Annotated in this window: 13 protein-coding genes and 4 tRNA genes; 12 read left to right on the plus strand and 5 right to left on the minus strand. The window is 44.3% G+C overall.

From position 1 onward, the window contains the following. Window positions 1-302: 302 nt before the first annotated feature. Together polA and JMY01_RS01665 are read right to left on the minus strand one after the other, a co-directional pair. On the minus strand, window positions 303-3257 hold the full coding sequence (polA, locus tag JMY01_RS01660) for a DNA polymerase I (protein ID WP_201573947.1): 2955 nt from the start codon (window positions 3255-3257) through the stop codon (window positions 303-305). Between the two features lie 342 nt (window positions 3258-3599). Next, on the minus strand, window positions 3600-4013 hold the full coding sequence (locus JMY01_RS01665; protein WP_201573948.1) for an organic hydroperoxide resistance protein: 414 nt from the start codon (window positions 4011-4013) through the stop codon (window positions 3600-3602). A gap of 276 nt (window positions 4014-4289) precedes the next feature. On the opposite strand from JMY01_RS01665, the gene JMY01_RS01670 reads away from it, so the two are divergent. The 12 genes from JMY01_RS01670 (at window position 4290) to rimI (ending at window position 14623) form a co-directional block, all read left to right on the plus strand. Further along, window positions 4290-4493: a hypothetical protein gene (locus JMY01_RS01670; protein ID WP_201573949.1), complete on the plus strand. Its 204-nt coding sequence runs from the start codon at window positions 4290-4292 to the stop codon at window positions 4491-4493. Then, window positions 4438-5184 (plus strand): hypothetical protein, encoded by a 747-nt coding sequence (locus JMY01_RS01675; RefSeq protein ID WP_201573950.1) that lies wholly within the window; start codon window positions 4438-4440, stop codon window positions 5182-5184. Before JMY01_RS01670 ends, JMY01_RS01675 begins: the two co-directional genes overlap by 56 nt. A gap of 208 nt (window positions 5185-5392) precedes the next feature. Beyond that, window positions 5393-7003 (plus strand): peptide chain release factor 3, encoded by a 1611-nt coding sequence (locus tag JMY01_RS01680; protein WP_201573951.1) that lies wholly within the window; start codon window positions 5393-5395, stop codon window positions 7001-7003. A gap of 206 nt (window positions 7004-7209) precedes the next feature. After that, window positions 7210-8070: an RsiV family protein gene (locus tag JMY01_RS01685; RefSeq protein ID WP_201573952.1), complete on the plus strand. Its 861-nt coding sequence runs from the start codon at window positions 7210-7212 to the stop codon at window positions 8068-8070. A gap of 275 nt (window positions 8071-8345) precedes the next feature. Beyond that, complete coding sequence (locus JMY01_RS01690; protein ID WP_201573953.1) at window positions 8346-9551, plus strand: FHA domain-containing protein; 1206 nt, start codon at window positions 8346-8348, stop codon at window positions 9549-9551. 500 nt (window positions 9552-10051) lie between these two features. Continuing rightward, a complete protein-coding gene (locus JMY01_RS01695; protein ID WP_201573954.1) occupies window positions 10052-11548 on the plus strand; it encodes an anthranilate synthase component I family protein in 1497 nt (498 codons plus the stop codon). A gap of 181 nt (window positions 11549-11729) precedes the next feature. Continuing rightward, a tRNA-Thr gene (locus JMY01_RS01700) sits at window positions 11730-11805 on the plus strand. A 67-nt stretch (window positions 11806-11872) separates the two neighbouring features. Continuing rightward, window positions 11873-11956 (plus strand) — tRNA-Tyr (locus JMY01_RS01705). 99 nt (window positions 11957-12055) lie between these two features. Then, window positions 12056-12129 (plus strand) — tRNA-Gly (locus tag JMY01_RS01710). 121 nt (window positions 12130-12250) lie between these two features. Continuing rightward, window positions 12251-12325: transfer RNA gene (locus JMY01_RS01715), tRNA-Thr, on the plus strand. Between the two features lie 413 nt (window positions 12326-12738). Then, window positions 12739-13929: an elongation factor Tu gene (gene tuf, locus JMY01_RS01720; RefSeq protein WP_201573650.1), complete on the plus strand. Its 1191-nt coding sequence runs from the start codon at window positions 12739-12741 to the stop codon at window positions 13927-13929. Between the two features lie 190 nt (window positions 13930-14119). Next, the gene (rimI, locus tag JMY01_RS01725; protein WP_201573955.1) at window positions 14120-14623 is read left to right on the plus strand and encodes a ribosomal protein S18-alanine N-acetyltransferase; all 504 of its coding nucleotides are present in this window, start codon (window positions 14120-14122) and stop codon (window positions 14621-14623) included. A gap of 218 nt (window positions 14624-14841) precedes the next feature. Here the strand turns inward: rimI and JMY01_RS01730 are convergent, their stop codons facing one another. The 3 genes from JMY01_RS01730 to trxB are packed head-to-tail and all read right to left on the minus strand — an operon-like array spanning window position 14842 to window position 17133. Continuing rightward, window positions 14842-15288, minus strand: coding sequence for a MerR family transcriptional regulator (locus tag JMY01_RS01730; protein ID WP_201573956.1), 447 nt, complete (start codon window positions 15286-15288; stop codon window positions 14842-14844). Window positions 15289-15303: 15 nt separating this feature from the next. Continuing rightward, a complete protein-coding gene (gene aat / locus JMY01_RS01735; protein WP_201573957.1) occupies window positions 15304-16098 on the minus strand; it encodes a leucyl/phenylalanyl-tRNA--protein transferase in 795 nt (264 codons plus the stop codon). Beyond that, window positions 16099-17133 carry a thioredoxin-disulfide reductase gene (gene trxB / locus JMY01_RS01740; RefSeq protein ID WP_201573958.1) on the minus strand — a complete coding sequence of 345 codons (1035 nt, stop codon included), beginning with the start codon at window positions 17131-17133 and terminating at the stop codon, window positions 16099-16101. Window positions 17134-17409: the final 276 nt, after the last annotated feature.

Below are 17409 nucleotides of genomic sequence, written 5' to 3' on the forward strand. Positions count from 1 at the left end.
AAAACGTGTCACGCGGTAGCCTAAAAAAAGCGTCACATACAAATATGACGCGATGACGCTTTAAATTTATTATGAAAATGAATTCCCTACAATAGGTAGGTGTTTTTTATTATACAGTCTTCCTACCTATTTCCCAACTTTTTTCTAGAATGAGGAGTTCTCGTAGTGGGATGAGTACTTATAATATCTTCGGCTATAAGCAAGTAGGGTGCGCCCAGCGCACCGATAAGATAAATATCTCTCAAAACGGGTGCGCTGGGCGCACCCTACGCTAAAATCCAAAAACCAATCTCAATCAGCGTTTAATGCGCCTCATCCCAATTTTTCCCAAAACCAATCTCAATCAGTAGCGGCACAGCAAAGTCAACTTCCCAGCCTTTATCAGCAGCAGTTACTGTCAGGACGTCTTGCATCGCGTTAGTAATCAGCTTGGCAATGTCATCAGCCTTATCTGTATCTACCTCAAACACCAGCTCATCATGGACTTGTAGCAGCATTTTTGCGTCAGCTTTCGGTAGTACTTTATCGACGGCAATCATGGCAAGTTTGATTAGATCGGCGGCCGAACCTTGTAGTGGTGCGTTGATCGCAGCACGCTCAGCGCCTTGTTGAACCATACGATTGCTGTGGCTAATATCAGGTGTGTAGAGCTTGCGACCTAATATGGTTTCGACATAGCCTTTTTCATGAGCGCTGGCGCGAGTATTGATCATATAGTCTTTGACCCCAGGATAACGATCAAAGTACATATCGATATAGTCTTGCGCTTCACCGCGACTCATCTGCAACTGCTTGGCAAGACCAAAGGCGCTCATACCGTAGAGTAGGCCAAAGTTAATGGCTTTGGCATTGCGGCGCTCAGTTGGAGTGACATCAGCGACATCTTTACCAAGTACCTCAGCAGCGGTGGCGGCATGAATATCTAGCCCGTCGTTAAAGGCTCGCGTTAAGTTTTTATCGCCTGAGAAGTGCGCCATCAGTCGCAATTCAATTTGTGAATAATCCGCTGCCAAGATGACGCGGCCCTCTGGTGCGATAAAGGCTTGGCGGATCAGACGCCCAGTGGCGGTACGGATAGGGATGTTTTGCAAGTTAGGATCTGTCGATGACAGTCTGCCGGTACTGGTCAGCGCTTGATGATAGCTGGTGTGCACACGGTCAGTTTCGCTATCTGCCACATTATCAAGTGCATCGGTATAGGTGCTTTTTAGCTTGGAAAGCCCGCGATACTCCAATGTAATATCGACCAAAGGGTGGTCGACTTTTGAGAGTACGGCTTCACCAGTTGAGTATTGACCAGACTTGGTTTTTTTACCACCAGGGACGCCAAGCTTCTCAAACAGCATCTCGCCAAGCTGCTTCGGTGAGCCTAAGTTAAACTCCTCTCCAGCCACTTCATAAGCGCGTTTTTCAAGCGCAATGATTTCTTCATCAAAGCGTTTTGACAGCTCATTTAAGAATGAGCGCTTAATCAAAATACCATGCGCTTCCATCTGGCAGAGGATTTCGGCAGTTGGAATCTCTAGCTCGTGTAGCAGTCTAAAATTAGTGTCGTCATCAGCAAGCTTGTCACGGAAGATGTCAAATAACTGATAAGTGATGTCGGCATCCTCACAAGCGTAGTCGCTAGCGATATCGATGGCTACTTTGTCAAAGCTAACTTGTTTGGCGCCTTTGCCAGCGACATCCTCGAAACTGATGGTCTGGGTTTGCAAGTAATACCGTGCTAGTTCATCCATGCTATGACGAGTCACTGCGGCATTAATCACGTAGCTTGCGAGCATGGTATCCATCGCCCAATTGTTAGGACGCTCATGTATCGCACCGACTAGGTCGATATCATACAGACTGAGGATATGGGCATCGTATTTGAGATGTTGACCTATTTTGCCAACTTTTGGATTTTCTAGGATGGGTTTGAGCTTGGCAAGTACTGTGTCGCGGTCAAGCTGCTTTGCGCTCAGCTCATCGTCCTCTAGGCTATGAGCTAACGGCACATAATAAGCTTCATGCGCTTGCACGGCAAAAGACAAGCCAACAAGCTCGGCCTGACGCCAATAAATGCTGGTCGTTTCGGTATCAATGACAAAATGCGGCGCGGCTTCCAATTGGGCAATCAAGCTATCAAAAGCGGGCATGTCGAGGATGGTATGCCACGCTTTATCATGACTTTTACTGTCTTTGATATTATCAATTTTGGTCGATTGCAAAGATTTAGCGACTTGCGCTTGTGATTCAGCATCTGCTTGACTATCTGCGACACTTTGTGAGCCGTTCGCTGGATGGTTAGGATGATCCAGAGAGGCCAGTTCGTTCTTAAATTCAAGCTCAGTGTACAGCGCGCGGAGCTTATCTATATGAGCGCAAGGGTCGGTATTGATTTTTAAGTCGTCCCAATCTTGTCCAATCTCTAAGTCTGTGACGATGGTTGCTAGTTGAGCATTGAACGGAATGGTATCCGCATGCTCGATTAAGCCTTTTGCACCGCGGCCTTTTATATAGCCAATGTTCTTTAGCATATTATCGATACTGCCGTACTCATTAAGCAGATCTTTGGCGGTCTTTTTGCCGATACCAGGTACGCCTTTGATGCCGTCAGATGAATCGCCCATTAGTGTCAAAAAGTCAATCATTTGGCTCGGGTTGATACCATACTTATCAACCACCGCTTGGCTATCAACGATTTTACCCGTGAAGCTGTCTTCCAATATCACACAATCATTGACCAGCTGCATCATGTCTTTGTCACCAGTCGAGATGACCACATGATGGCCTTGCTCGACCGCGCGATAGGCAAGCGTACCGATGATATCATCGGCTTCCGCGCCTTCTATACGCAATAAAGGAATACCTAGCGCCGCTACCAAATGGTGAATATAAGGAATTTGCTCTATCAGCTCAACATCCATGGGCGGACGCGCTGCTTTGTAATCAGAGGACATGGCATGACGGAAAGTCGGCGACTTGGTATCAAAACAAACGGCCATATGGGTTGGATGGTAACGGCGCATCACTTTGAGCAGCGCATTGAGCGTGCCACGGATGGCGTTGGTGGTCAGCCCTTGAGTGTTTGTCATGGTCTTGGGTAGCGCATGATAGGTACGAAACAGGTAATAAGATCCGTCCACTAAAATGAAAGGCGGCTGATCCTTGTCCACGTGGCTGGTATCCATCGTTGCCACATTAGGCATGGTATTAAAATTTGGCAGCGCATTGGGATTAATAGGCGAGTGCGAGTTGTGGTCATTATCAGTCATAGAGGTCACTTATCTGGTAGCAAATATTAGTAAAGTAATAATAGTATTGTTATGAAGTATATAAAAATAATATGCGCGATTATTCAATGTTTATGCCATATATGGCTTAAAATCACACAGTTGAGCTGAATATCAGAAAGCTTAAATTAAGAGAAGAAGTGCCCTTATTATAACGATAAAATCCATCCTTGCCGAACTGATGACCAATTGATAAACAGCGATGATGGGCACGACCAAAATACGAGTAATAAAAAGGAGAATCCAGCGCTTGCTAGATTCTCCTTTATGACACTAGGTACGATTGGTTATTCTAATCGCCAATTAATGACCAGCTACTTTTCATTATTTTACTTCAGAGGTTACTTCGACGTCGATGTTGCCACGCGTCGCTTTCGAGTACGGGCAAACCTGATGTGCCTTATCGACAAGCTTTTGAAACTCATCAGCAGATAGATCCGTATTCTTACCAATCACATGAATTTTTGCCGCCAGCTTGTAATCATGTCCTTCGCCCTGCATGAGGTCCACTTCTACTTCAGTCGTTGAGTCGAATTTGGCTTTTTCCATTTGTTTGACCGCGCCCAGTGCACCATCAAAACAGGCGCTATAACCCATCGCAAATAGTTGTTCTGGATTGTTGCCTTCTTTGCCAGAACCTGGTGGCACCATATTGATGCTAAGGTCGCTATCAGCTAAGCTCGCTGAACCTGCACGGCCACCAGTAGTAGTACCTTTAGTAGAATATAAAGTTTTCATAACACATCCTTTGTTGTTGGTTTTATAAGTAAATTCTATTTTGTTAACAATACAGCTTATCTATCATAGCAAACATTTAGTGCCGCTCTATATAGCAGTGGTAAGTCTATGCTATGGATTTGTAAGTAAGTCTCATAGGTTGGTACAGAAAGTACAAGCCTAATATACAAGCTATACCAGCATTGGTGTAAGCTATTGGTAAAATTAAATAATAAAGATATGCTGCGATTATAAATAATATATTTAGCATAATGCCTTTAACTATAAGGATACTCTATGATGAAGAAAGCAAATAAACAGATACTTACTTCGCTGACCATTTCATTATTGGCCATTACTTTCGTTGGCTGCAACGATGAAGATAACGGTATTTTTGGCTCAGGCAGTGGCAATGAGTTTACAGTAAGCAGCTTTGATAAGGGCATTGACCGTCAAACCAATAGAGAAAGCGATTGCTCGTTTAGATACCAGATACAGTAATGGCGCGCGTGACATTAAAAAGACCAACATCATTGGGAGTTATAGCCAAATCATTGATGATTTAGAGTCATCGACAGTGTTAGCAAATAACTTTGAAGGCACACTGGAAGACAGATACATTGAGGTCAGTAGGCGTACCGTTAAACGGCCTGTATACCGAATCAACAGTAATAAAAAGCTTAATTATGAAACGACTTATCGTACATTGGACCTATCAGGCGTTGATGCACGCGATTACAACGCGGGTAATAAATTCAGCGGTCGTCGCGGTATATTTACTGATTTAAACAATTATAAAGAAATACCAAACGATATTGCATTTCCAACTGGCTCAGTTTGCTATATACCTGTAACGACAAGTGAGCGTTCATTTTTTGTATTCAATGCTCAAAACAAAACGGGCTATAAAGACCTTGATAAATGGATCGATGCTACCGAAAATCAGTTCAGCGACAATCGTCAATTCAGTACTACCATAGTAAAAGTTGGGACAAACAATAAGCAGGAGGCTGCTCAAGTGAAGTTTTTTGCTACCAATGATGAGCCAGAATACATATATAACGGCGTTGACCATCAAGATGCTATTTATCAAGCCAGCTATGTGGCTAGTGGTACTACTAAGCCTAATGAAAATAGTTTTAACGGGGTGGTGGACTGCACGCTGGTAAATGAGGTGGCAGCGGACTTTTAGAAAGAGAAATCAAACGCTACTATTAAAAGGCAGTATTATTTAATAACCTCCGTTTTTAGCAATGCCAACACTCTCTAGTTATGGTTTAGAGAGTGTTTTTTATGCCTGAAATAAGCATCTCTGTGTTAAATCCGCTACAATAAGCGCACTATTTATTCTATTTATTTAGATTAATTTCTAAATCACACAACCGTCGAAGTCCAAAATTATGAGCGTAGATCCCAAAAAATTAAGCAAAGAAGTTGCCAAACGTCGCACCTTCGCCATCATCTCGCATCCTGATGCTGGTAAAACCACCATGACCGAAAAGCTACTGCTATGGGGTCAAGCCATTCAGGTGGTAGGCGAGGTCAAAGGTCGCAAAACCGATCGCCATGCGACTTCCGATTGGATGAGCATGGAGCAAGAGCGTGGGATTTCAATCACTACTTCGGTCATGCAGTTTCCATATCAAGATCATATCGTCAATTTACTAGACACCCCAGGTCATGCCGACTTCAGTGAAGACACCTATCGCACATTGACAGCAGTAGACAGTGCGCTGATGATGGTCGACGGGGCAAAAGGCGTTGAAGAACGTACCATCAAGTTGATGGAAGTGTGCCGGATGCGTGATACGCCGATTATATCTTTTGTAAACAAGCTGGATCGCCAAATTCGAGAGCCACTTGAGCTGCTCAGTGAAATCGAAGACGTACTGAAGATTAAGTGTATTCCAGTCACTTGGCCGATCGGTATGGGACAGGATTTCGTTGGGGTCTATCACCTTGCAGAAGACAGAACCTACCTGTATGAAAAAGGCCACGGTGGCGAGATTACTGTCGCCGAGACTCGTGAAGGCTATGACTATCCTGATATACGTGAGCGCTTAGGTAAGCTGATGTTTGATGCTTTTGAAGAGTCGCTTGAGCTGGTGCAAATGGCGTTAGAGGACTTCACGGTCGAAGAGTTTTTAGCGGGCGAGATGACGCCAGTATTATTTGGTACAGCACTGGGTAACTTCGGTGTCAACATGGTGCTGGATACTTTAGTTAAATATTCACCGCCACCAAAAGCGCATCCTACCCATGAGCGTGAAGTTGCAGCGACTGAAACCAGCTTTAGTGGTTTTGTTTTCAAAATTCAGGCCAACATGGATCCTCGCCACCGTGACCGTATTGCATTTTTACGCGTCTGCTCAGGTAAGTACGAAAAGGGCATGAAAATGAAGCATGTGCGTCTGGGGAAAGACGTGCGTATTGCCGATGCGTTGACCTTTTTGGCAGGTGACCGTGAAGCGCTAGAAGAAGCTTATCCAGGGGATATCATTGGTTTGCACAATCACGGCACTATCTCTATTGGGGATAGCTTCACTGAAGGCGAAGATCTGAACTTTACAGGTATTCCGCACTTCGCGCCTGAGCTGTTCCGCCGTGTGGTATTACGAGATCCCCTGAAGTCAAAAGCCTTGCAAAAAGGCCTGCAGCAATTGAGTGAAGAGGGTGCTACCCAAGTATTTATGCCGCAGATTAATAATGACCTTATCCTAGGTGCAGTAGGGGTCCTACAGTTTGAAGTGGTTGCCCATCGACTCAAAGAAGAATACAAAGTACAGTGTACCTTTGAGCCTGTCTCTATCGCCACGGTACGCTGGATTCATTGCGATGACGAGGCAGTGCTAGCGAAGTTTAAGAAGAAAGCCCATGATCAGTTATCAATCGATGGCGGCGGCTATCTGACTTATCTGGCACCTAGCCGTGTGAACTTGCAACTGATGCAAGAGCGCTATCCAGAAGTGACCTTTAGTAACACCCGTGAGAGTAATACTCGCGAGCAGTAAACGACTTATCGTCAACCCACTCTATTAGATACGGTCATCAAATCATCTTTATAAATTCAAAAAGACACGCTCGACGTGTCTTTTTTATTGTCTAAAACTTTATAAAAAACAGTTGATAAGAAAAACAGTGTTTCAACAATATAACGCAACAGTTACGGTAGAATACATAGGAGAACTTATCCGTTTAATAATAAGGACGTACGGCCATGACTCAGTCACCAAACTTAGATATATTAGGTTTTCACTTAGCAGACCTGCAGCAGCGCCTGCATATACCGACTGTGTTTATTGGTACGGCAATGCTTGGGGTAGCTTTGTTTGGTGCAACCACCCTCACGGCTCATGCCAGTACTCTCATTAATGCCACAGACTATCTGCAGTATGAGCTTCCGCAAGAGATACAGGAGCGCTGTGACGCGCGCCAAAACTGTCCAGATATCGAAGTGCAGTATCTTAATAGCAATCACGATTGGATGAATACACTCACCAATGCTCGTATCGATGAGATAGTGGTGAACAGCAAGCCAACTGAGTCGGCTCCCGTTAGCGTTGACCACAAAAACAGTGTCAAAACAGCGCTAGATGAGTTTGCAGCCTCTCAGTTCAACGATCTGGCAGATGACAGCGTGTTCGTTTATAGTTTGATGGTAAAGCCTAGCTATTTAGGTCATGTCGATGACTATGAACTGTTTGAGATAGACTCTTATGTCTTTACCGGTGGCGCTCATGGCATGCCTTACAGCGAATACTTGATATTCGATCAAAACACGAAAAGAAAAATACAGCTAGAGCACATCCTGCGCTATGGTGTGAAAGCTCGTTTTAAAGCAGTTGCTTATGATGCCTATACAGAGTGGGTAAAAACAGTTGCCGAAGATCCTAGCAGCTATGAGAAAAGCTGGCCGTTTACTCTCAGTGATGATGTTACATTGACTGACAAAGGGATTAATCTGCGCTATCAGCATTATGCCATTAGCCCTTACGCTTACGGCATGCCAGTGTTAAGCATTCCCTATGATAAATTACATGGCATTATTAAACCGCAGTTTTTCCCTATATCAAAGTAATAGCCTGAAGCAGACAAAGTAACAGTATAGGTAAGTGTTTTGGTTTGGCAGCGATTCGCTGTTTATACGAATGATACGATAAAACAGCAGTAATAATCTTAACTTTTAAGGTAAAGCTGCTAAGATAAAAAGCATTAAATAGTGTGGGCGATATGATAGACAGCCTGAAAAAAAGCCGCCAATAACAATACTATAAGTTGAAGTAGGCCAGCACTGTTTTACAAAGTTATAGTAATCGTAGCTTAAAATATTTATGGATAATAAGGAGCAGTAGCATGACAAATAACTCAGAAGATGTCGCAGCAAAATCAACGACTTGGCAGCTCAACGCCTTAACAGAAGCGCTTGGCGATCTAACTTTGACCGTCAGTGACAGCCTCACAGTCGGACGAGGTAGTGATAACAATGTGGTACTAGGTAGTAAGCAGGTATCGCGTAATCATGCTCTGCTAAGCGTATTAAATGGCAATTTATACCTCAAAGACTTAGGGTCATCTAATGGTACTTTTATTAATGATGAGCGTCTCGAAGGCAATAAGTCCAAGCAGCTAAAAACTGATGATAAGGTTGGATTTGCAAGCTTTAGCTTTGTGGTCAGTAAGCCTGTAGCTGCTACTGAGACTCAGCAGCCAGCGCCTATCGTATCAGATGAGACAATGCCTGAGGTAGAGCCTGCTACTGAGATAGCACCTGCTGCGGAATCTGATACCGCTGCTCAACCAACAGAAGTAACTGATGTTGTGGTTGACGAGTCGCAAGTAGCGCTCAAGCCTACTGCTCCTATAGATGCTGAGCCAGTGGTACAAGAGCCTGTTTCTCCAGAGCCTGTGGTTAAGAAAACAGTAGTAGAAGAAATCCTACCAACTGATGATAGTTTAGAGACCACGCCTATTGTAGATGAGGTCAAAGCAGAGCCAGTCGGCAATGCTCATGCGGATAAGCCAATGGTTGAAGAACCAGTTTCTCCAGATCCTGTTGTTGAAAAATCAGCTGTTGAAGAACCAGTAGTTAAAGAAACTGGGATTGAAGAAGTGTTGGCTGATAAGCGCGATACGACTCCTGTCGAAACAGAGCCAGCTGCTGCCGCAAGTACCACGACCGAGCAAGCAGTTGTGACGCCTGAAGCCAGCATTGAGAAGAGTGTAGACGAAGAGTTGGTGACTGAGAAAGCCAGTACTGAGCAGCCTACAATCAGCCCAGAGCAAGATAAAACCACCACAACGACCCTACAAGAAGAAGCGGATCCTGATGTGTTGCGTGCCAAGCAAGCAGCGACAGCACAGTTTTCGGGCACGGCAAATCTAGGACAGCCTCGGGATATTGGTACCGAAGGTAATAATGCGCTAGATCAAGCCCTCAATAACCCTGCTAATGCTGGGCAGCCACAGAAAAAATCAAGTGGCAGCTGGTTTGTTTGGGTGTTTGCGATTATCATCATTATTGCTCTGGCATTATGGTTATTTAACACAGGCTCTGTCTAAAGCAGTCTCGTCTAACGTTGAAGTGACTTTTTGATAAGTGATCTTTTGATAAGTGGCTTTACTGTACATGACTGAGTCATCCTAATTATTTATAATGCTTGCTGGCTTTGATATACTGGCAAGCATTTTTATTCCACTCTTAACTATTTGACTTTGTTGTCGTAGACTATAGTCGGAGTACTTTTAAACCGCTACGGTGTTACCCGCCCTAGATGTACTCAGTGTACTATCTGCGGTCGGTCGCCTTGTAGCGATTTTAAAAATCCTTGACTATAGGTTTTGAACCAGCACTTTGAAAAGGCTCAAAGCATAGCCTGTAGCCTACGATGATTTAATACGCTACTCATAAGTTATTATTAATATCAAAGCAATGACCTAAACACAGTTGATTCAGCGACTGAGTACTTTCAATATTTGAGATATTGACGGTCGTTATTGCCTTGTCCTTTCTGTTTTTTCACAGTTTTTGTGCCCATATTGTTCTAAGAGACGCCTTAATTATGATGACTTTTGAAGAATACAAAGCCTTTAAAGCCCAAGGCTTTAGCCACGCACCTCTTATCAAAAAGCGCCTGATGGATGCTCAGACCCCAGTGTCTGTATTTTCAAAGGTACGTGATTTGAGTGGTTCGGCCTATTTATTTGAGTCAGTGGTAGGCGGTGAGCGCTGGGCTCGATACTCAATGATTGGTCTCGGTAGTGATCTTATTTTGCAGTATGCAGATGGCAATATGACCACCAAAAAAGACAATCATATTGATACCAATCCCGTTGAGGATCCTTTTGACTACATTCGTCAACTGATGGCTGAATACAAGATGCCAACAGCTGCAGACATCAAGTCTTTGCCCAGCTTTAGCGGCGGCTTGGTTGGCTACTTTGGTTATGACATGGTGCGGGTGATTGAGCCCAGTGTCGGACTATCTGATGCGCCAAATACCATGTCACTACCCGATATGTGGCTGATGCTGTCGATGAGCGTCATTGTCTTTGATAGACTAGAAAACACCTTATCTATCATCGTGTATGCCGATTGTCATACTGAAGACGGCTATGGAGCTGCTATCCGCGAGCTGGAAAAAATAGAAGACAAGCTCGCTGAGATGCCAGATTTAAGCGCACCGATCATGCCGACGCCAAAGTTTAAATCGCAAACAGGTGAAGAGAAGTACTGTAGCGACGTCAATAAAATTAAAGACTACATCTTAGCAGGGGATGTGATGCAGGTAGTTCCTGCCCAGCGCTTGACTGCTGACTATACAGGCGATTCACTGGCTGTCTATCGCGCATTGCGGTTTTTAAATCCATCGCCGTATCTGTTTTTGGTTCATGGCTATACCTTAGATGACCACAAGCGTTTTGATATCATAGGTGCGTCGCCTGAAATCTTATCGCGTATCGAAAATGGAAAAGTAACCGTGCGCCCACTCGCTGGCACGCGTAAGCGTGGACGTGATGAAGCAGAAGACTTAGCGCTTGAGAAAGAACTACTCGCAGATAAAAAAGAAATCGCTGAGCATCTTATGCTGATTGATTTAGGGCGTAATGACATTGGCCGTGTCTGTGAATATGGCAGCGTAAAAGTCACCGAAAAGATGTTTATTGAGCGCTATTCTCAGGTGATGCATATCGCCTCTAACGTCGAAGGTACTGTCTTAGCGGATAAAGATGCGCTTGATGTTTTTTGTGCCACTTTTCCAGCGGGTACCTTATCTGGTGCGCCCAAAATCCGAGCCATGCAAATCATCGATGAGGTTGAGCCAGTGCGCCGTACCGTGTTTGGTGGCTCAGTAGGGTATCTAGGCTGGCATGGTAATATGGATACCGCCATCGCCATTCGTACGGCTGTGATGCGCCGCGGTAAGATACATATCCAAGCAGGTGCTGGGGTAGTTGCTGATTCGGTGCCAGAAGCTGAGTGGGAAGAAACCAACAAAAAAGCATTAGCATTGGTCAAAGCCGTAAAAATGGCCTGTGATGGCTTGCGTATTCGCTAAGCACTCGATCAAAAAAATCCAAAACATGACAACAATGAGATAAAGTGTTGTTTATCAGATAAAAAAATGGCAATATAATCAAGTGTTTAGGTTTTTTTATTAAAATAGACTCGAAAAAACCAAAAAAGGGCTTGCGTCTGTCAAAATATTTGATAGAATAGCCACCACTTTGAAGAGATAAGCCGACTTAGCTCAGTTGGTAGAGCAACTGACTTGTAATCAGTAGGTCGCCAGTTCGATCCCGGCAGTCGGCACCATTTCTTACGAAGTCGCTTTTTATGAATTTGCTTTATATTAAAGTCAACTTTGTTCAAAGCACCCTTAGGTGGGATTGGGGAGCGGTCAAACCCAACAGACTGTAAATCTGTCGCGAAAGCTTCGAAGGTTCGAATCCTTCTCCCACCACCATATATTTTAAGTTTGTTATAGCGCCAAGCATACTCTGACTACAGAGCTACTCTTTATAAAAGATATTTTTTATAAGAGACACCCTGCGCAAGAGTTATTGCGGGTGTGGTATAATGGTAACACCTTAGCCTTCCAAGCTAATGACGCGGGTTCGATTCCCGCCACCCGCTCCATATATGTGGCATCGACTGCAAAGCATTATTGAATGATTAAATAACTCATCACGACAACCAATTATTATATGTTGTTTCGTGATATTTTTTTTAGTAAAACCTACGGGTTTGTTTAAAATACGCTCATATAGCTCAGCGGTAGAGCACTCCCTTGGTAAGGGAGAGGTCTTGAGTTCAATTCTCAATATGAGCTCCATTTATTGTTCAAGTTTGTGTTGTTCAGGTGTGATATAAACGCTGTGCTAAAAAGTTAGCGGCACCAGATTGATAACAGCCCTCTTGGATAACGATATAGAGTTTTGGCCGATATTGAATAACATAACGCTAACTCGGCAAGTAATGACTCAAAGGTAACACCGAGGTGTTGCCTTTTAGTGCTGTCAGTTTGTTAATTGGTTATTATATGCTTATCAAACATATAAAATATTTTAACAGATGAGTTGATTGAAAAAAGACAGTAACGCACCATATAGATTAGTCTAACAGACGATATTTAGTAGTTTCACCCTAGCGTCAACGGTTTGATGGTTTTAATTCTGTCATAAGCCGTCAAACAGCTATTTACCAATCTTTGATAATTGAAGATTAACCAATAAAGAGGAAAACCCCATGGCAAAGGCCAAGTTTGAACGCAACAAGCCACACGTCAACGTCGGCACCATCGGACACGTTGACCATGGTAAAACAACCCTAACAGCCGCTATCGCAACCGTAGCAGCCATCACCTCTGGCGGCGAAGCCAAAGACTACGCAGCCATCGACAGCGCCCCAGAAGAAAAAGCGCGTGGCATCACCATCAACACCTCACACGTAGAATATGACACCGAAACCCGTCACTACGCCCACGTTGATTGCCCAGGTCACGCCGACTATGTTAAAAACATGATCACTGGTGCTGCCCAAATGGACGGCGCAATCTTAGTCGTATCAGCGACTGACGGCCCAATGCCACAAACCCGTGAGCACATCCTGCTATCACGTCAGGTTGGCGTACCGTACATCATCGTATTCATGAACAAATGCGACCTAGTTGACGACGAAGAGCTACTAGAGCTCGTAGAAATGGAAGTTCGCGAACTTCTTAACGACTACGACTTCCCAGGCGACGACACCCCAATCGTAAAAGGCTCAGCCACCCAAGCCCTAAAAGGCGACGAAGGCAAATACGGCCAACCAGCTGTTGTAGAGTTATTAGGTATCCTAGACACCTACATCCCAGAGCCAGAGCGTGACGTCGACAAAGCATTCCTAATGCCAATCGAAGACGTATTCTCAATCTCAGGTCGTGGTACCGTTGTTACAGGCCGTGTTGAATCAGGTATCGTCCGCGTTGGCGACGAAATCGAAATCGTCGGTATCCGTGACACCCAAAAAACCACCTGTACTGGTGTAGAGATGTTCCGTAAACTGCTTGACGAAGGTCGTGCAGGCGAAAACTGTGGCGTACTACTACGTGGTACCAAGCGTGAAGACGTTCAACGTGGCCAAGTACTTGCTAAGCCAGGTTCAATCACCCCGCACACCAAATTTGACGCAGAAGTATACGTACTGTCAAAAGAAGAAGGTGGTCGTCATACTCCGTTCCTAAACGGCTATCGTCCACAGTTCTACTTCCGTACCACTGACGTAACTGGCGCAATCCAATTACAAGACGGTACAGAAATGGTTATGCCTGGTGACAACGTTGAGATGGGCGTAGAGCTTATCCATCCAATCGCTATGGACAAAGGCCTACGCTTCGCTATTCGTGAAGGCGGCCGTACTGTAGGTGCTGGTGTTGTTGCTAACGTACTTAGCTAAGTTTAACCAAGTCAGAGTAATCTGACAGAGGTTATGTAGCGAAACAAAAGCCATCCTTGATTAAGGGTGGCTTTTTTTATGCAGGTGGGTAGGGGTAAATGCTATAAGTGAATAACGATTAACATTTACGATAAAATAAGGCGCTATTGAACCTAATTGTGCTTGAATAAGAATAATAAAAGGAAAAGCTGTGTTCACTATCGAAAAGCTACCAACCAAACCATCAGAGCTAGAACAAACGATTCAAGCAGTAGCGACTATCGAAGATATTGTTCAGCCGCAAGATGCGTGGACTTGTCAGACGTTGGTTGAATTGCTTGAGCAAGATAGTATTAATATGCTTGTTGTTTATGCTCAACAGCATGAAGAAAAGGCTTTCAACAATAAGGTGATTGGCTACTGTTTGTATCAAGTGGTCTTTGAGCAAGCAGAAATCTTACGCATTGGTACTCACCCTGACTATCAACGCCAAGGTGTTGCCTCACAGCTTTTTACTGTATTGAATAAGCAGTTGCAAGCTTGCAAGGTTGAGACTTTATTATTAGAGGTGCGGGCAGATAATGACCCTGCAATCGCGTTATATGAGCAGCAAGGGTTTACCGTTATTCATCGGCGCTCAGGATATTATCAGCAGCCGCGGCAACCAGCGATTGATGCGTTAATAATGCAGATTTTATATGGCAGCAATTTATAGAAAGAATATATAGAAAAAAAGAAGAATATATAGAAAATGACATAGCGCTACTGGGATGCTAGTTTTTAAAACATAGGTTGCGCAGCCTCTGGGAACGCAGCACGCAAGTAAAATTTATACCAGTAGCGCATCTCAATCTATAACCGTTTTATTTTCAATTGACTATGTAAGTAGGGATGTTTGTCAGAGGCATATCAAACAGCCTTTCTATGAGTAAATCACTGTTGAGACTGGATATAGCTTTCCTTGTTATTAGGCGAATTGGCGCTAAGACTGTCGGTGTTGTCTGCTTTTAAGGCTTCTAGCATGTGTATGCGGTCAGTCAGCATCTGTACCATGAGATTGATATTGGCTTGCTGTTTTTTGACTTGCTCTAGCTTTTGCTGCGTGAAGCATAACTGCTCATCAAGACCGATTTTGCCTGTGTAATAGTCATTGAAACCGTCTTTGATTTCATTGAGAGTGAAACCCACAATTTGCGCGCTTTTAATCAGTTTGATACGCTCAATACATTCAGGATGATACTCGGTATAAAAACGAGACCCTGCTTGGCGTTTGCGTGAGCGCAGTAGCCCTAATTGGTCATAATGACGAACGGTATCCTTGGTAGTATTGGCCTGCTTTGCTAGCGCGCCAATCAACAAAAACGAGGTGTCAGCGGTCATAATATAATCTCATGTCTAAGTCTGCGACTGCCAAGGCTCTGAGGTACTAAGCATAGCAACCGCCAATGGTTTATGAGAATGTGGCTGCCATCTGCTAGAACGACCACTTATCAAGCTATTTAGCTGCGTTAAAAACTGAGCACGTGGCATCGTTGTGGCGCCCAAGCTCATCAAATGCTCATTAGGCAATTGGCAATCTACCAGTGCCACATTGCTTTGCTCACACAAGCGCATCAAGCCCCAAAATGCCAGTTTGGAAGCGTTGGAAGCACGGTGAAACATCGACTCACCAAAGTATATATTGCCTATTTTTAGTCCATATAAGCCGCCAATAAGCTGACCAGCACCATCCCAAACTTCAATACTATGAGCAAAGCCATGAGCATGCAGCTCGGTGTAAGCTTCGATCATTTCATCATGAATCCAAGTATGTTCGCCCTCAGGCAGTCCATTACTACGTGGTAAGCTACAAGCGTGTATAACTTCGTCAAACGCCTCATTGAGGGTTAATTGCCAACGTTCATTTTTGGCTTGGCGACGTAATGATTTACTCGGTTGATAGTCGCTTGGCACCATCACGCAACGCGGCTCAGGGCACCACCATGCGATCGGCTCATCTTCATTAAACCAAGGAAAGAGCCCTTGAGCATAGGCTGAAATCAGAGTTTCAGGTGCTAGATCACCGCCCATGGCGACAATCCCAATCCCGTCAGGGTCGATAGATTCAGGGTTTGGAAAGTCATAACGCCCAAGACTTTTTAAGGTCTCAGGCGTGATATGGGTGCTATTGATGTTCGAAAAATCGCCCATTTAGACTTGCTTATCAGCGGTTAACGTGGAGGTGTAGGTATGATCGGTGGCAGTCGCTTCACCGATAGCATCTAGGTATTTCTCAGCATCAAGCGCGGCCATACAGCCAGTACCTGCTGAGGTGATTGCTTGACGGTAGACGTGATCTGCAACGTCACCTGCTGCAAATACCCCTTCAATGCTAGTCTGAGTCGCATTACCATTCAGGCCACTATTGACAATGATGTAGCCATCTTTCATATCTAGCTGATCTTGGAACAAATCGGTATTGGGCTTGTGACCGATCGCAACGAACATGCCAAACACGTCTAACTGCTTTGTGCTGCCATCTTCAGTAGACTCAATCACTACGCCATTGACACCCATGTCATCACCGACCACTTCTTTTACTTGGTGGTTCCATTCGATTTTGACGTTGCCATTTTTGGCTTTTTCAAACAGCTTGTCTTGCAGTATTTTCTCTGAGCGTAAGCTGTCACGGCGATGTACTAAGGTGACTTCAGAAGCAATGTTTGATAGGTATAAAGCTTCTTCAACGGCAGTATTACCGCCACCGATGACCGCAACTTTTTGGTCTTTATAGAAAAAACCATCACAAGTGGCACACGCCGAGACGCCTAAACCTCTGAACTTTTCTTCTGACTCAAGTCCCAAGTACTGAGCAGAAGCACCAGTTGAGATAATCAATGCATCACAAGTATAGCTGCCATTATTACCCGTTAGTTGAAAAGGGCGCTCATTTAGGTTCACTTCATTGATATGATCATAGACCAGTTCGGTACCGAAGCGTTCTGCATGGTTTTTCATACGCTCCATCAAGGCAGGACCTGTCAAATCATAAGCGTCGCCTGGCCAGTTATCGACATCAGTAGTTGTGGTTAGCTGACCACCCACTTCCATACCAGTCACCATGACAGGCTTTAGATTGGCGCGTGCCGCATAGACGGCAGCGGCGTAGCCTGCAGGGCCTGAGCCTAAAATAATGAGTTTTTCGTGGCGCGCTTCTTGAGGGGCGCTAAGGTTGTCAGTTGCCATAAATTTTCCTTATTAAAAGTAGGGGTTGGTGTATTGTTCTAATAATTAGTGATACCAGGGGCTGTATAAAATTCATCTATTAAGACTGCTGATAGCTAAAACTATTCCAGACTAGGCGTAAATTGAAGGTAATGTCTAGACCTTAGCTAGATTTACAACAACGTCTGGGGCAATTTTAGCATCAGCTCACAGAGACAGGACTATTTTTTGCCACTTCATAGCCAAAAATATCGTGCTTAGAACGACTAAACTCAATACTTTTGGCGTCAAATTGTC

The sequence above is a fragment of the Psychrobacter sp. H8-1 genome, assembly GCF_904846575.1.
In the GTDB taxonomy this organism is placed as follows: Bacteria; Pseudomonadota; Gammaproteobacteria; order Pseudomonadales; family Moraxellaceae; genus Psychrobacter; species Psychrobacter fulvigenes.

Excerpts from the sequence above, each read along its gene's own strand:
- polA (WP_201573947.1), bottom strand. The coding sequence starts at position 3,257 with ATGACTGATAATGACCACAACTCGCACTCGCCTATTAATCCCAATGCG.
- JMY01_RS01665 (WP_201573948.1), bottom strand. The coding sequence starts at position 4,013 with ATGAAAACTTTATATTCTACTAAAGGTACTACTACTGGTGGCCGTGCA.
- JMY01_RS01670 (WP_201573949.1), top strand. The coding sequence starts at position 4,290 with ATGATGAAGAAAGCAAATAAACAGATACTTACTTCGCTGACCATTTCA.
- JMY01_RS01680 (WP_201573951.1), top strand. The coding sequence starts at position 5,393 with ATGAGCGTAGATCCCAAAAAATTAAGCAAAGAAGTTGCCAAACGTCGC.
- JMY01_RS01685 (WP_201573952.1), top strand. The coding sequence starts at position 7,210 with ATGACTCAGTCACCAAACTTAGATATATTAGGTTTTCACTTAGCAGAC.
- JMY01_RS01690 (WP_201573953.1), top strand. The coding sequence starts at position 8,346 with ATGACAAATAACTCAGAAGATGTCGCAGCAAAATCAACGACTTGGCAG.
- JMY01_RS01695 (WP_201573954.1), top strand. The coding sequence starts at position 10,052 with ATGATGACTTTTGAAGAATACAAAGCCTTTAAAGCCCAAGGCTTTAGC.
- tuf (WP_201573650.1), top strand. The coding sequence starts at position 12,739 with ATGGCAAAGGCCAAGTTTGAACGCAACAAGCCACACGTCAACGTCGGC.
- JMY01_RS01730 (WP_201573956.1), bottom strand. The coding sequence starts at position 15,288 with ATGACCGCTGACACCTCGTTTTTGTTGATTGGCGCGCTAGCAAAGCAG.
- aat (WP_201573957.1), bottom strand. The coding sequence starts at position 16,098 with ATGGGCGATTTTTCGAACATCAATAGCACCCATATCACGCCTGAGACC.
- trxB (WP_201573958.1), bottom strand. The coding sequence starts at position 17,133 with ATGGCAACTGACAACCTTAGCGCCCCTCAAGAAGCGCGCCACGAAAAA.